General features: G+C 71.7%; 8 protein-coding genes and 2 pseudogenes. 4 read left to right on the top strand and 6 right to left on the bottom strand.

Translation table 11 applies throughout. The features are described from left to right. Positions 1–33: 33 nt before the first annotated feature. Both CRP49_RS01580 and CRP49_RS01585 read right to left on the bottom strand, forming a co-directional pair. On the bottom strand, positions 34–864 hold the full coding sequence (locus CRP49_RS01580) for a carbohydrate ABC transporter permease (protein ID WP_097251808.1): 831 nt from the start codon (positions 862–864) through the stop codon (positions 34–36). Further along, positions 861–1,424 (bottom strand): annotated as a pseudogene (locus tag CRP49_RS01585) (carbohydrate ABC transporter permease); the annotation flags it as partial. The pseudogene CRP49_RS01585 and the gene CRP49_RS01580, both read right to left, overlap by 4 nt. Between CRP49_RS01585 and CRP49_RS01590 the strand changes: the two are divergent. The 4 genes and pseudogenes from CRP49_RS01590 to CRP49_RS01605 all read left to right on the top strand — a co-directional run. Continuing rightward, positions 1,421–3,190: pseudogene (locus tag CRP49_RS01590) on the top strand (glycoside hydrolase family 2 protein); the annotation flags it as partial. The pseudogenes CRP49_RS01585 and CRP49_RS01590 sit on opposite strands and share 4 nt — an antisense overlap. Further along, positions 3,187–4,224: a LacI family DNA-binding transcriptional regulator gene (locus CRP49_RS01595; protein WP_097251809.1), complete on the top strand. Its 1,038-nt coding sequence runs from the start codon at positions 3,187–3,189 to the stop codon at positions 4,222–4,224. The pseudogene CRP49_RS01590 and the gene CRP49_RS01595, both read left to right, overlap by 4 nt. Before the next feature lie 118 nt (positions 4,225–4,342). Further along, on the top strand, positions 4,343–5,569 hold the full coding sequence (locus tag CRP49_RS01600; RefSeq protein ID WP_097251810.1) for an acetyl-CoA C-acyltransferase: 1,227 nt from the start codon (positions 4,343–4,345) through the stop codon (positions 5,567–5,569). Further along, positions 5,566–7,692: a 3-hydroxyacyl-CoA dehydrogenase NAD-binding domain-containing protein gene (locus tag CRP49_RS01605; protein WP_097251811.1), complete on the top strand. Its 2,127-nt coding sequence runs from the start codon at positions 5,566–5,568 to the stop codon at positions 7,690–7,692. The genes CRP49_RS01600 and CRP49_RS01605 overlap by 4 nt, the downstream gene beginning before the upstream one ends. Before the next feature lie 70 nt (positions 7,693–7,762). On the opposite strand, the gene CRP49_RS01610 is transcribed toward CRP49_RS01605, so the two are convergent. Genes CRP49_RS01610 through CRP49_RS01625 form a run of 4 tightly spaced genes read right to left on the bottom strand, consistent with a single transcriptional unit; the run spans position 7,763 to position 15,258 of the window. Then, positions 7,763–9,730 carry a PIG-L family deacetylase gene (locus CRP49_RS01610; RefSeq protein WP_097251812.1) on the bottom strand — a complete coding sequence of 656 codons (1,968 nt, stop codon included), beginning with the start codon at positions 9,728–9,730 and terminating at the stop codon, positions 7,763–7,765. Positions 9,731–9,779: 49 nt separating this feature from the next. Then, positions 9,780–11,876, bottom strand: coding sequence for a glycosyltransferase family 4 protein (locus tag CRP49_RS01615; RefSeq protein ID WP_097251813.1), 2,097 nt, complete (start codon positions 11,874–11,876; stop codon positions 9,780–9,782). Next, positions 11,873–13,636, bottom strand: coding sequence for a stealth family protein (locus CRP49_RS01620; RefSeq protein WP_097251814.1), 1,764 nt, complete (start codon positions 13,634–13,636; stop codon positions 11,873–11,875). Before CRP49_RS01620 ends, CRP49_RS01615 begins: the two co-directional genes overlap by 4 nt. After that, positions 13,633–15,258 (bottom strand): sugar phosphotransferase, encoded by a 1,626-nt coding sequence (locus CRP49_RS01625; RefSeq protein ID WP_097251815.1) that lies wholly within the window; start codon positions 15,256–15,258, stop codon positions 13,633–13,635. Before CRP49_RS01625 ends, CRP49_RS01620 begins: the two co-directional genes overlap by 4 nt. Positions 15,259–15,270 lie beyond the last annotated feature (12 nt).

Raw genomic sequence — 15,270 nt, forward strand, 5'->3', positions numbered from 1 at the left:
GCTCGCGCAGTTCCCCGCGCCCCTAAAAGCGACTCACCTGGTCGCTCCTCGCATGAAACCGTTGTAGATGAAGCGTTGCAGGGCCAGGAAGACGATCAGCGTCGGCAGGATCACCAGAACCGCTCCCGCCGAGATGATCTCCCAGTGCGCCCCGTACGGGCCGCGGAAGCGGAACAGGGACGTCGAGATCACGCCAAGATCCTGGGAGGGCATGTAGAGGAAGGGGATGTAGAAGTCGTTGTAGACGGCTATCCCCTTCACGATCACCACCGTGGCGATCGCCGGTCTCAGGAGCGGGAAGATGATCCGCCGGTAGATGGTGAACGCGTTCGCGCCGTCCAGGCGGGCCGCCTCGTCCAGGGAGATCGGGATCGAGCGGACGAACTGCAGGAAGATGTAGATCGAGACGATGTCCGTGCCCATGTAGAGCGCGATCGGCGCCCAGCGGGTGTCGAAGAGGCCGAAGCTGTTGACGATCTGGAAGGTGGCCACCTGGGTGGTCACGCCGGGGACCAGCGCGGCCAGCAGGAAGAGGGCCACCACCAGCTTCTTGAGGCGGAAGGTGAAGCGGTCGATGGCGTAGGCCGTCATCGAGCCGATCAGGACCGTGCCGCCGATGGCGAAGACGACGATGAAGAGCGTGTTCCCGAAGGCCTGGAGCATCCGGCCGTCCTGGAACGCCGTCGCGTAGTTGTGCAGGTTCAGCAGGTCGTCGGGGAGGGTGAGCGCCCCGCTGTCGTCCGCCATCTCCCGCGAGGACTTGAGGGACGTCAGGAGGACGACCCCGAGGGGCAGCAGGACCACGACCGTCGCGGCGATCAGGGTCGCGTACACCAGCGCGCGGGCTGCGATACGGCGCGTCATACGAGGTCCACCTTGTCGTCGGGGACCAGCCGGCGCTGCAGCCAGGTCACCGTCAGGACGATCAGCAGCAGCACGACCGCGGCGGCCGAGGCGAGCCCGGTCTTGTTGTACTGGAAGGCCAGCTTCACGGTCTGTGTCACGAAGGTCTCGGTGCCGGTGGCACCGCCGGTCATGATGTACGGCACCTCGAAGACCGACAGGGAGCCGGAGACCGAGAGGATCACCGTGAGGGTGACCACCGGTTTGATGCCGGGCGCGATGATGTACCGGAACTGGTGCCAGCGGCTCGCTCCGTCCAGTTCGGCCGCCTCGTACAGCTCGCCGGGGATGGACTGGATGGCGCCGAGGAAGAGGACGAAGTTCAGGCCCATGTAGCGCCAGACGGAGACGCCGGCGAGGGAGATGTTCGCGGAGACCGGGGAGCCCAGCCAGGCGTGGTCGGTGTGGACGCCGAAGAGGCGCAGCACGGTGTCGAGGGTGCCGCCGTCCTGGAAGAAGTAGAGGAAGACGAAGCCGATCGCCACCCCGTTGATCAGGGACGGGAAGAACAGCACTCCCTTGTGAGCGGACCCGGGTGGAGGCCTCGCTGCGCGTGGAGGCCCGGGTGGGCGGCCGGGTGGCGCGGGCCGCGCTGGACGGGTCGAGCGGGACGGTACGGCTGCGGGTGCCGGACGTGCGGCTGTGGTGGCCGCGCGGCTACGGCGAACAGCCGCTGTACGACGTCGAGTTGACCTTGCTGCACGGCGAGGAGGTGCTGGACGTGTGGCGGCGGCGCATCGGCTTCAGGACCGTCGGGCTGGACCGGCGGCCGGATGCGCACGGCACCGGGTTCACCCTGGTGGTGAACGGGGAGCGGCTGTTCGCGCGGGGCGTGAACTGGATCCCGGACGACGTGTTCCCCTCCCGCGTCACGCGCGAGCGCTACCGGCGGCGCCTCGGGCAGGCGGCCGCCGCGGGCGTGGACCTGGTGCGGGTGTGGGGCGGCGGGATCTATGAGAGCGAGGACTTCTACGACGCCTGCGACGAGCTGGGCCTGCTGGTGTGGCAGGACTTCCCGTTCGCCTGCGCGGCCTACCCGGAGGAGCAGCCGCTGCGCGGCGAGGTGGAGGCGGAGGCCCGGGAGAACGTCGTACGGCTGATGCCGCACCCGTCGCTGGTGCTGTGGAACGGCAACAACGAGAACCTGTGGGGCTTCCGGGACTGGGACTGGGAGCGGCGGCTGGCGGGGAACTCCTGGGGCGAGGGGTACTACCTGGGTGTACTGCCGCGAGTAGTGGCCGAGTTGGACCCAACGCGGCCGTACACGGCGGGCAGTCCGTGGTCGGGCTCCTGGGACCGGCATCCGAACGACCCGGCCCACGGCACCCACCACTCCTGGGAGGTGTGGAACCGGGAGGACTACGCCGACTACCGGCTGACCGTGCCGCGTTTCGTGGCCGAGTTCGGCTGGCAGGCGCCGCCCGCGTTCGCCACGTTGGCGCGTGCGCTGCCCCGGGAGGAGCTCGCGCCGGACTCCCCTGGCGTACTGCACCATCAGAAGGCCGACGACGGGAACGGGAAGCTGAGGCGAGGCCTCGAGCGTCATTTCGCCTTTCCCGAGGGGGACTTCGACCGCTGGCACTACCTCATGCAGGTCAATCAGGTGAGGGCCCTGGCCACCGGGATCGAGCACTGGCGGTCGCACTGGCCGGTGTGTGCGGGAACCGTGGTGTGGCAGCTCAACGACTGCTGGCCGGTGACGAGTTGGGCGGCAATCGACGGCGACGGGCGGGAGAAGCCGCTGTATCACGAGCTGAAACGGCTGTACGCGGATCGGTTGCTGACCCTCCAAGCGCGGGAGTCCGGGCTGGTGTTGGCGGCCGCCAATCAGGGGGCGAAGGCGTGGACGGGGGTCGTGAGGCTGCGGCGGATGTCCGTCGAGGGTGCGGTGGTCGGGGAGGTGGAGGTTGAGCTGGGGGTGGAGGCGCGGACGGTGGGTATCGTTGCGGTGCCTCGGGAGTTGGAGCCCGCCGGGGCCAAGGAGTTCCTCGTGGCCGACGCGGACGGACTCAGGGCCGTGCACTTTCCCGTGCCGGATCGTGAAATCCCCTATTCCCGGCCGGAGTTCGACGTGACCGTGGCACCGGGTGCGGTGACGGTGACGGCCCACACCCTCGTACGGGATCTGCTCCTGCAGGCCGACCGGCTGCAGCCGGAGGCACGGGCCGATCGCGGCCTGGTCACCCTGCTCCCCGGCGAACGGGTCACCATCGGTGTGCGCGGCTGGCAGACTCCCGACCCGGCAGCCGCCCGTTCCGCCCTCTACTGCATGGAGCCCGCCGGATGACCTCGACGCCCAGCCCCCGGGTCACGATCAAGGACGTCGCCGCCCGTGCGGGCGTGTCCAAGGGGGCCGTGTCGCTGGCCTTCAACCACAAGCCGGGACTGTCGGAGGCCACCCGGGACCGGATCTTCGCGGCCGCCCGGGAGCTGGGCTGGGCGCCCAGCCTGACCGCCCGGTCGCTGGCGGGGGCCCGCGTCGACGTGGTGGGCCTGGCGATCTGCCGGCCGGCGCAGATGCTGGGTCTCGAACCCTTCTACATGGAGTTCATCTCCGGGGTGGAGAGCGTCCTGACGGAGCGATCCTGCTCGCTGCTGCTCCGGCTCGTACGCAGTCCGGAGGAGGAGGCCGGGCTGCTGGACTCCTGGTGGAAGGGGCGGCAGATCGGCGGGTCGATCCTGGTCGACTTCCGGGCGGACGATCCGCGCGTGGCCGCGGCCGAGCGGCTGGGCCTGCCGGTGGTGGCGGTCGGGCATCCGTCGCTGACCGGCGGGCTCACCTCCGTCTGGACCGACGACGCGACCGCCGTGACCGAGGCCGTGCGCTATCTCGCCGCGCTCGGGCACCGGCGGATCGCCCGGGTCGGCGGGGCGGCGGCCCTCGGCCACACCGGGATCCGTACGGCCGCGTTCGACGAGGCGGCCCAGGTCCTGGAGCTGGCCGGGGCCTGGCAGGTCACCACCGACTACTCCGGCGAGGCGGGCGCGAGGGCCACGCGTTCCCTGCTGACCGCCGCGCCGGCGGACCGGCCGACGGCGATCGTGTACGACAACGACATCATGGCGGTGGCCGGGCTCTCGGTGGCCGCGGAGATGGGGCTGAGCGTGCCGGGGGACGTCTCGCTGCTGGCGTGGGACGACTCGCAGCTGTGCCGGCTGACGCATCCGACGCTGTCGGCGATGAGTCATGACGTGCATGGGTTCGGGGCGGATGCGGCGCACACGCTGTTCGGGGTGATCACGGGGGAAGGCCCGGGTTCGCATCCGGTACCGACTCCGGTACTGACCCCGAGAGGTTCGACGGCTCCCCCGAAGATGTGACGTTCACCGCTCCCCCCTGCAGGACTGGGCAGCTACGTTACTCATAAGTAGCATGGGTCCTGAGCGCGCGCTCAGCGCATCGCAGCAGTGCCATCCCGCACCCTGGAGGAGAGCCATCGTGCCTCGTACCGTCAGGGATGTCGTCTTCGTAGACGGCGTCCGCACCCCGTTCGGCAAGGCGGGCCCGAAGGGCATCTACCACGAGACCCGCGCCGACGACCTCGTCGTGAAGGCGATCCGGGAGCTGCTGCGCCGCAACCCCGGCCTGGACCCGAAGAAGATCGACGAGGTCGCCATCGCCGCGACCACGCAGATCGGTGACCAGGGCCTGACCCTCGGTCGTACGGCCGGCATCCTCGCCGGTCTGCCGCAGTCGGTTCCCGGCTACTCCATCGACCGCATGTGCGCCGGCGCCCTGACCGCCGTGACGACCACCGCCGGTTCGATCGCGTTCGGCGCCTACGATGCCGTCATCGCCGGTGGTGTGGAGCACATGGGCCGCCACCCGATGGGCGAGGGCGTGGACCCGAACCCGCGCTTCGTCAGCGAGAAGCTGGTCGACGAGTCCGCCCTGTTCATGGGCATGACCGCGGAGAACCTGCACGACCGCTACCCGACGATCACCAAGCAGCGCGCCGACGAGTACGCCGTGCGCTCGCAGGAGAAGGCCGCCAAGGCGTACGCCGACGGCAAGATCCAGCAGGACCTGGTGCCGATCTCGGTGCGCCGCACCAACCCGGAGGCCGGCGAGACGGGCTGGGGCCTGGTCACGGCCGACGAGCCGATGCGTCCGGGCACCACCCTGGAGAACCTGTCGGGTCTGAAGACGCCGTTCCGCGTCCACGGCCGGGTCACCGCGGGCAACGCGGCCGGTCTGAACGACGGCGCCACCGCGTCGATCATCGCGAGCGAGGACTTCGCCCGCGAGAACGGCCTGCCGGTCAAGATGCGCCTGGTCTCCTACGCCTTCGCGGGCGTGGAGCCGGAGGTCATGGGCTACGGCCCGATCCCGGCCACCGAGAAGGCCCTGGCGCAGGCCGGTCTCTCCATCGAGGACATCAACCTCTTCGAGATCAACGAGGCCTTCGCCGTCCAGGTGCTCGCCTTCCTGGAGCACTACGGCATCGCCGACGACGACGCGCGCGTCAACCAGTACGGCGGCGCCATCGCGTACGGCCACCCGCTGGCCTCCTCCGGCGTCCGTCTGATGACGCAGCTGGCCCGCCAGTTCGAGGAGCAGCCGGAGGTCCGCTACGGCCTCACGACCATGTGCGTCGGCTTCGGCATGGGCGCCACGGTCATCTGGGAGAACCCGCACCACAAGGACGCCGGAGGCGACAAGTGAGCACCACCGAACTCCTGAAGGGCGCCGCCGAGCTGTTCCCCGACGAGGTCGTGACGTCGGCGCACGTACGCCACCTCGACCTCCCGTTCGGCGCCGGGCGCTTCGCGCTCATCACGCTGGACAACGGCCTGGACCACACCAAGCCGACCACCTTCGGCCCGGCCTCGCTGGCGAACCTCAACACCGCCGTCGACCAGGTCGAGAAGGAGGCGGCCGAGGGCACGATCGTCGGTGTCGGTGTCACCGGCAAGCCGTTCATCTTCGCGGTCGGCGCCGACCTCAAGGGCGTCGAGCTGCTGAAGAGGCACGAGGACGCGCTGGCCATCGGCAAGGGCGGCCACGAGGTGTTCAAGCGCCTCGCGGGCCTGGCCGTGCCGACCTTCGCCTACTACAACGGCGCCGCCATGGGCGGTGGCGTCGAGGTCGGTCTGCACTGCACGTACCGGACCGTCTCGAAGGCCATCCCGGCGTTCTCCCTGCCCGAGGTCTTCCTGGGCCTGGTCCCGGGCTGGGGCGGCTGCACGCTGCTGCCGAACCTGATCGGCGCCGACAAGGCCGTCTCGGTGATCATCGAGAACAGCCTCAACCAGAACAAGCAGCTCAAGGGCCAGCAGGTCTTCGACCTCGGCATCGCGGACGCGATCTTCGAGGGCGCCGACTTCCTGGAGCAGTCGCTGATCTGGACCGCGAACGTCCTCAAGGGCGACATCGAGGTCGAGCGTCCGGTGATCGACCGCGGTGAGGCCTGGGACCAGGCCGTCGCCAAGGGCTGCTTCATCGCGGACTCCAAGGTGCACGGGGCCGCTCCGGCCGCCTACCGCGCCCTGGACATCGTCGCGGCCGCCAAGAACGGCGACCTGCAGCAGGGTTACGACGCCGAGGACGTCGCCCTCGCCGACCTGATCATGGGCGGTGAACTGCGCGCCGGTATCTACGCGTTCAACCTGGTGCAGAAGCGCGGCAAGCGTCCCGCGGGCGCCCCGGACAAGAACCTGGCCCGCCCGGTCACCAAGGTCGGCGTCGTCGGCGCCGGTCTGATGGCCAGCCAGCTCGCGCTGCTCTTCCTGCGCCGCCTGGAGGTGCCGGTCGTCCTGACCGACATCGACCAGGAGCGTGTCGACAAGGGTGTGGGCTACGTCCACGCCGAGATCGAGAAGCTGCTCGGCAAGGGCCGGATCAACCAGGACAAGGCCAACCGCCTCAAGGCGCTGGTGACCGGTGTCCTGGACAAGGCCGAGGGCTTCTCGGACGCCGACTTCATCATCGAGGCGGTCTTCGAGGAGATCGGCGTCAAGCAGCAGGTGTTCGCCGAGGTCGAGGCGGTCGCCCCGGCGCACGCGATCCTCGCCACCAACACCTCCTCGCTGTCCGTGTCGGAGATGGCGTCGAAGCTGCAGCACCCCGAGCGGGTCGTCGGCTTCCACTTCTTCAACCCGGTCGCGGTCCTGCCGCTGCTGGAGATCGTCCGCGGCGAGAAGACGGACGACGCCTCGCTGGCCACGGCGTTCGCCGTCGCCAAGAAGCTGAAGAAGACCGCGGTCCTCACCAAGGACGCCCCGGCGTTCGTCGTGAACCGCATCCTCACCCGCTTCATGGGCGAGATCCAGAACGTCATCGACGAGGGCACCCCGGTCGAGGTCGCCGAGAAGGCCGTCGAGCCGCTCGGTCTGCCGATGTCCCCGCTGGTGCTGCTGGAGCTGGTCGGCCCCGCGATCGGTCTGCACGTCTCGGAGACCCTCAACCGGGCCTTCCCGGACCGCTTCACGGTCTCCCCGAACCTCGCGGCCGTCGTCAAGGCGGGCAAGCGCGGCTTCTACGTCTACGACAGCGGCAAGCCGGAGCTGGACCCGGAGGTCGCGGCGCTGCTGCAGCAGGGCGACTCCGTCCTGACCGAGGAGCAGGTGCGCGACCGCGTGCTCGACGCGGTGGCGCAGGAGATCGGGCTCATGCTCGACGAGGGCGTCGTCGCCGAGGCCCAGGACATCGACCTCTGCCTCATCACGGGCGCCGGCTGGCCCTTCCACCTGGGCGGCATCACGCCGTACCTGGACCGCGAGGGTGTCTCGGAGCGCGTGAACGGCAAGAAGTTCCTGGCTCCGGGCGTGGCGTCGGTTCCGGCGTAACACCGAAGCACATGTGAAGAGGGCCTCCGCTTCCGGGCGGAGGCCCTCTGTCATGTGCGAGAGGTGGCGTTCAGGCGAGCCAGGGCCCCAGCGGGCTGCCCACCGTCGGGGACAACTGGCGGCGGACGTGCAGCTGTCCGTCGGTGCCGATGACGGCCACGACCAGGGCGCCCGCGGCGTCGTACGCCAGGGCCGGGGCGTGGGCGACCATCTCGCCCGACTCGTGCCAGTGCGTGCCGGAGACGTTCTTGTCGCGGTCGGGCAGGGAGACGACGAGCCGGCCGCGGCTGCCGCGATGGGCCAGGAAGGCCTCGCGGGCGCCGCGTTCGGGGGCCCACAGCGCGGCGACGGCGCCCGTGCCCCCGTGGCCGCCGAGTCCCGCGCCGGAGCCGGGCCAGCGGCCGTCGGCGTGCTGGCGGTAGGCCATGACCTGCTGGGTGCCGGCCTCCCGGAAGTAGAGGCAGGTACGGCCGCCGCCCGAGTCGACGGCGGTGATCCCGCCGGTCGCCGGCCGGCCCGTCTGCAGGGTCTCGTCGAGCAGGAAGGGACCGCCGGGTTCGGCCTGGTGCCAGCGCCACACGGTGTTCTTGCCCGGCACGTACAGCTCCACGGTGCCCCGCTCGGTGACCAGCGCGGTGCCGGCGTCCTGGACGAAGCTGCCGCCGATCGCCTCCCAGGGGGACCAGGTGCCGTCGGTGTCCCGGCGGCGCACGGCGATGCCCTGGTCGAAGGTGCGGACGAAGACGTACAGCCGACCGGCCGCGTCGACCGCCGCCGAGGGAACGCCCACCTCGCGCTGACGGCGGCCGTCGCCGTGCGCCCAGTCGGGGTTCTCCAGGGTCTGCCAGCCGCTGAAGCCGTTGCCGCCGGGGTCCTGGACCGTGTGCACGACGTCCACGGTCACCCCGCTGCCGACGACGTTCTGGCGGCGCAGGGCCACGAGTTCGGCCGGGCCGCCCGGCAGGCCGGTGACGGCGAGCGTGGGCGCGATCCAGCCGTCACCGAGGACGAAGGGCCCCTTCCACTCGCCGCTCGCCGGACCGGTCTCCGTCCAGAAGGCGAGCCGGCCGGCCAGCACCCCGAAGGCGTTGAGCCGCCCGCCCGGCCCCAGCCGCAGCCAGTCGGTCGACGGGGAGTAGCGGTAGGCGGCGCTCCGCATGTGCGTGCTGCGGTACGGGTTCGGCCCCAGCTGCCGGTCGCCGCAGGTCTGGCAGGTGCCGTGCGGGCAGACCGTGGGGGCGTCCAGGCCGCCGTACGTGCCCAGGTACTCGCCCTTCTCCGTGACGGCGGCCGAGTCGAGGTTGTAGCCCCAGAAGCGGTTGGCGTAGGCGCGGTAGTGCTCGACGACCGGGGTGTGGCCCGCCTCCCGGTGCCGGGTGAGGGCGGCGAGCGCGAACTGCGCGGCAGTGGTGTGGTCGACGTGGTCGGAGCAGACGAACTCGCTGCGGCCGCCGTCGTGTTCGGGGTCGGGGTCCATGGTGCGCACCGTGCTGGGGCGGGTGTGGCCCATGAGCGCGGTCAGGGCGGCGATCACCTGCTCGCGGGTGATGTGCTGGACCTCTCCGACCGTGCAGCCGTGCACCGGCAGCGTGGGCTGGGTGCGCAGGGCGCCCTCCCACAGTTCGTGGAGCCGGGTGCGGGTGCCGCGCTCGGTGGGGGCGCCCTGGTGCAGCTGCAGGAAGTAGAGGCAGACGGAGTCGTGGTCGACGAGCGTGAACCGCTCCGCGGCGAACCCGGGCACGAGGTCGACGGGTTCGCGCCGCCAGGGGTGGTCGCGGTCGCCGGTGGCCATCCGGGCGTAGGCGGAGCGCAGCCCGCAGCCGCGCTCGGTGCTGTACCGGGCGAAGTCCGGCGGCACGGCGCGGCGCTGGGGTTCGTCGGTGTCGACGTTGATGCCGTCGCCCTCCCCCGCGGTGAGGATCACGGTGGTGATCCGGTCGCCGTCCTGCAGGGAGCGCACCAGGTCGGGGTTCATGAAGTACAGGTCGTCGTCCTGGTGGGCGACGATGTGGAGGATCGAGCGGGTGGTCGTGGTCATCGGGCCTCCTCGGGCGTCGCGTTCACCAGGGTTCTCGGGGCGGTCGGGCTCATCGGTCCACCACGTTCATCGCCATGGCACCCGACGCCGAACAGTACGGCCGTACCCACACCGGGCGGGCCGGGTGGACCACGACATGCGCGGAGGCCTCCTCGCCGACCAGCGGGACGGACGGGTAGACGTACGCGCCCTTGACGTCGGGGAAGTCCTCCAGCAGGTGGCAGACGCGCACCTTGCGGCGGTCGAACGGGTCGGGCTGCAGCCACCAGTCCCAGTCCTCCCAGCGTTCCAGGCGGTGGTCGACGACCCGGCGCAGCGGCGCCGCCGCCCGGAACGACTGACGGCCCAGGACCTCGACGGGCACGGAGAAGCTGCCCCCGTGCCGGCCGCGGCGGCTGACGATGAACAGGGCGCCCGGCTCGATCCGCCGTCCGCCGCACAGCACGCCCCGCACGGTGATGGCGCCGTCCGCCACCTCCACGCCGGTGCACTCGGCGTGTTCCTCGCGCAGCACCGTGCGCAGCATCAGCCGGCCGTTGGGCTGGGCGTAGGGCAGGTTCCAGCCGACCGGGCCGGTCGGGGGGCGGGCGACGAGGCGGGCGCGGGCGTCGATGAGGGCGCGGGTGTCGCGGACGCCGGCCTTCATGTGGACGGGCGACGCCTTGGCGGACGCCATGGTCACCTGCCAGCGTCCGTCACCGAGGTCGTCGAGGGCCGACGGGGTGAGGACGGCGGTGTAGCGGGTGCCACCGTTGTCAAGGTCCGTGCGGGAGGTGCGCAGCGGGAGGTCGGGGCGGCGGTCGCCGTCGGTGGGCTTGTGGCGCAGCACGAACTGCCAGCGGCGGCGGCCCTCGCCGGGCCCGTCGGCGGCGAAGCGCAGATAGCCGGCGTCGTCGGCGGTGACGTCCACGGTGGCCGCGCCGAGGGTGGCCGGGGGCACGGTGAGCTGCTCGGTCGCGGCCTTGCGGGGCCCGGCGGGGGCGCGGTAGCCGCGCTCGGCGGCGGCGCGGCGGCGGGCGGCGTCCTCGAACAGCTCCAGGTAGCGGTCGGCCACGGCCGACGGGTCGAAGCGGGCGGCGTTGCGCAGCGCGGCGGCGCCCATGGTGCGGCGCAGCGGCTCGTCGGCCATGAGGCGGCGCAGGCCCCAGGCGATGCCCTCGACCTCGCCGTTGGGCACGAGGAAGCCGTCCTCGCCGTCGGCCAGGATCTCGCGGGGGCCGACGGGGCAGTCGGTGGAGACCACGGGCAGTCCGCAGCGCATCGCCTCGACCAGCGTCATGCCGAAGGACTCCGCGCTGGAGGTGACGGCCGCGATGGAGCCCTTGGCCCACTCGGACTCGATCGGCGAGAAGCCGCCCATGAACAACACCCGCCCGGTCAGGCCCAGTTCGGTGACCAGGCCGCGCAGCCTGCCGGCCTCGCCGCCGTCGCCGTAGATCCGCAGCTGCCAGTCGGGGAACTCCTCGGCCAGCTCGGCGAAGGCGCGGATCAGCAGGTCGTAGCGCTTGATCGGGTGCATGCGGCCCGCGCTGACGACGACCTTGCGCGAGCAGTCCGAGGGCTCGACGGACGGCTCGGGCACGCTGTTGGGGATGCCGACCACGGGGATGCCGGGGATCGGTGTGTTCTCCATGAAGGAGTGGGCGTCGGCGTCGGTGACCGTGGTGATCCCGTCCAGCCGCGGGTAGACCCGGGCCATCTCCGCGCGCACCGCCGGCGGGATGGCCAGGTGGGTCATGTGCTCCTGGGCGACGCGCAGGGCGCCGTCGCGGGTGTGGGCGGCGACGAAGAGGTTGAGGCTGGGCCGGGTGCCGATCACCACGTCGGCGGACGTCTTCTGCAGTTCGCGGATGATGCGCCCGTCGGTGAACTTGCTGTACTGCGCGTAGAACTCCTCCTGGCGCGGTACGACCTCGCTGGGTTCGGCGCTGCCGGCGGCGCCGCGGTCGGCGGAGCCCGGGCGCAGGTCGACGAGGGCGCGGACGGTGACGCGCGGGGAGATCTCGAACTTGGTGGCGGTGGCGCGCCGGAAGACCGACACGATCTCCACCTCGTGCCGGACGGCGAGCGCCTCGGCGAGGTTGATGACGGTGCGGTTGGTCCCGCCGATGCCGTAGATGTTGTTGATCAGGAAGGAGATCTTCACCGGACCTCGCCCTCCCTGCGCTCGAAGGGACTCGGCACCGGGTAGTAGGCGCGCAGGAACGTGTCGAGCATCCGTGTCTGGCGGTCGATGTCGTGACCGTCGGAGAGGGTGTCGTTGATGCAGAACGCCTGCCGGTCACGGCGGGCGAGCAGGATGCCGAGCCGGCGCTGGATCTCCGGCTTGGCGAGGTCGAGGTAGGCGAAGGTGATGTTCGAGGGCACGGCACGACCGGTGAAGTAGGCGTAGTAGTGGTAGAGCGAGGACGGGATGGAGATGTCGGTGGCGCTGCGGAAGCGGCTGTGCGAGGTGTTCCAGTGCTCCTCGGCGAACTCGCGCTCGATCTCGTGCAGCACGCTGCGCCGCAGCGCGTAGGGGGCGTGCCGCAGCTTCTGCACGATGGCGGTGCCGAAGTGCTCCAGCAGCAGGCGCCGGTTGTTCTTGCCGGCCGCGTCGACCGGGCGGTCCACGGGGCTGAGGTCCCAGCGGGGCACCTGGGACGGCGAGAAGAAGGTGCGGGTCATGCCGTTGGACAGGAAGAAGTCCTGCGGGGTGACGGGGCTGCCCAGGAACATGTCGTCGTTGAAGTAGAGGAAGTGCTCGGACAGGCCCTTGATGTGGTGCAGGCGGCTCTCGATGGCGTGCGAGTTGAAGGTGGGCAGCGCGGACGGGTCCTCGAAGATCTCCGCGTGGTCGACGACCGTGAGGCGCGGGTGGGCGTCGTGGAGCCAGGCCGGGCGCTGGCGGTCCGTCACCAGGTAGACGTGCCGCACCCAGGGGGCGTTCTGCTCCAGCGCGCGCAGCGAGTAGCGCAGTTCGTCGCGGCTGATGTAGCGGGCCGCGTTCGCGGACTCGGTGTGGTAGCCGCCCGCGCCGTAGGCGCCGCGCCGCCGCTGCCAGTCGGGGTCGCTGCCGTCGACCCAGGTGTAGACGACGTCCACGGGGAAGCGCACGTCCTCGGGCAGGGGGTCGGCGCAGGGCCGGATGGTGCGCACCGAGCGGGTGCGCCGGGTGTGCAGGGCGGCGAAGCCGGTGAGCCGGCTGACGGGGACGGTGACACGGGGCTCGTCGAGGGCGACGTCCTCGGTGACGCGGTTGGGCCGCGGGGCGAGCAGGCGGCCGTCCTCGGGCCGCCAGAACTCGATGTCGCAGCCGTGCTCCAGGCCGAGGACCAGGGAGCCCGCCGGGTCGCTCCACACCATGCCGACCCGCAGGACGGCGGCCCGGCGGGCCAGTTGCCGGCCGCCGCGCGAGCCGGCCAGCGCGGTGTGGCCCTGCGCGGCCTCGCCGCGACAGGCGCGCAGGTAGACGGGGCTGCGTTCGGCGCAGCGCCCCAGCACCTGGCCGACCCGGTCGCGGTCGGCCTCGGCGACGGCGAGGCAGGAGCGGAAGTCGGAGGTGCCGCGGACGGCGAAGTAGTCGACGCCGGCCTCCTCCAGGGCGGTGACGACGAGTTCGAGGTTGGCCTCGCGCAGGCCCAGCGGCGACACGGTCGGCCGGACCAGGGCGATCCGGGCGCCGTGCCCCGCGAGGACGGCGAGCCGCTCGCCCGCGCCGAACAGGTGCGGCCAGCGGCGGCGGGCCCGCGCGCCGCGCAGCAGCCGGGCCCCCAGGTTGACGGTGTGCAGCCGGCGCAGCAGCTGCTTGAGCACCATGCGCAGGCCCATCGGTACCCGGCGTGCGATACGGCGTCTGAGGCCCGCGGGAACCAGGGTGCGGTACGCCCCGACCGCGGCGGATGCCTCGGCGTTGCCCATGCTCACGGCTGGTCGCCCGCCTCGTCGTGCTGGTCGGTGGTCCGGTCCCGCTCGAAGACGCTGGGGACCGGGAAGTAACGGTGCAGGAAGCGCACGACGGCCTGGGTGCCGCCGCGGACGCGTGCCTCCTCGGTGCCGAGGCCGAAGAGCTGGATCTGCTGGGTGTCGCGGCGGACCAGGAGGCGTTCCAGGTGGGTGCCGATGTCGGGGAGCGCCGCGTGCAGCGCCACCGACGCCTCGCCGGAGGGGTCGGCCAGTCCGGCGGTGTGCCCGAAGTGGTGGACCACGCCGTCCAGGGGGTGCGTGCCGGGTACGGCGGGCAGCCGCTGTCCGTCGTCGAGGGGCAGCGGCGCGGCGCCGGAGCCCATGAGCCGGGCCAGCGTCTCGGCGCGGTGCGGCTGCGGGCCGTGCGCGTAGCCGTGAGCGGTGACCCGGCCGGTGGCCGCGTACGCGGTACGGGTCCAGTGGGCGAAGGACTCCTGGGCGTTCCAGGGGCCGCGCCGCGGGCGGGTCGAACCGTTCGGGGTGAAGTAGTCGAAGGGGCGGACCGGCCGGCCGAGCAGGGCTCCGGGGCGCAGCAGCAGGAAGTGCTCCGCGAGATCGGGCAGTTGGTGCAGATGCCACTCCGAGCCCGGCCGGGCGCGGACCACGGTGAGCCGGTCGTCGGCCCGCAGCCAGGCCGGTGGCTCCGCCTCGGCGACCAGGTGGACGACGTCGGCCCAGGGGGCGTACTGGTGCAGGGAGCGCAGGGCGGCGCGCAGCAGCTCCTCGCCCCACGGGGTGGGGTGCTGCCACAGCAGGACCGCGTCGACGGGGAAGGTGATCTCCTCCAGGCGCGGGACGTCGAAGTTCTCCAGCGTGATCGTCGGCTCCAGGTCGCCGTCGATGTCGCAGTAGCCGGACAGCCGGTCGAGGCCGATCTCGACGCCGGGGGCGTCGCTGGGCACGGCGCGCTGGACCCGGTTGGGGCGCGGGCCGATCAGCCGCTCGGCGGGCAGGTCGGTGTTGGCGGTCCAGAACTCGATCTCGACGCCCTGGTCCTCGCCCACCCAGAGGTTCCCGGTGGGCTCGGTGCGCAGCCAGGTCAGGCGGATCACCTTGGCCTTGCCGTAGTGCTTCCACGCCTTCACATGGCTGCCTGGGACGTCCCGGGTGTCGTTCTGGGAGGGCGAGACGGAGACGACATAGCCGGTGTGCTCCTCCAGCAGCGCGCGCAGCACGCGGCGGACCGCGCCCTTGTCCTGCTGGTCGACGGCCAGGCTGATCCGGCGGTCGTCGAGCGCCGGGACCGCGAACCAGGGGATGTCGGCGGCGTCCAGGGCCTGGGTGACCAGGTCGTGGTCGAGCCGGCGGGCCCGGTCGGCGGTGAGGCCGGTGTGCACATGGCCGACCCGGCCGTCGGGTGCCTGGGTACGGCGCTCGGAGTGACCGAACTCCGTCCTGCGCACCCGGCGCAGGGCCCTGCGGTGCAGCCGTGCCTCGCGGCGGCTCAGGGTGCGGGCGAGCTGCCGCTTGACCTTGCGCCGCACACCCACGGGCACCGTGGTGGCGGCGGCGGTGCGCACCGGCTGGGGGACGAGGCGTTTGTAGACGTTGACCGCGGAGCTCATGGACGTCGGGTCCGACACGTCATGAACTCC

Source organism: Streptomyces sp. Ag109_G2-15 (assembly GCF_900215565.1).
GTDB lineage: Bacteria > Actinomycetota > Actinomycetes > Streptomycetales > Streptomycetaceae > Streptomyces > Streptomyces diastatochromogenes.

Bases quoted from the DNA above. Each gene is read 5' to 3' on its own strand.
- CRP49_RS01580 (WP_097251808.1), bottom strand. From the start codon at position 864: ATGACGCGCCGTATCGCAGCCCGCGCGCTGGTGTACGCGACCCTGATC.
- CRP49_RS01595 (WP_097251809.1), top strand. From the start codon at position 3,187: ATGACCTCGACGCCCAGCCCCCGGGTCACGATCAAGGACGTCGCCGCC.
- CRP49_RS01610 (WP_097251812.1), bottom strand. From the start codon at position 9,730: ATGACCACGACCACCCGCTCGATCCTCCACATCGTCGCCCACCAGGAC.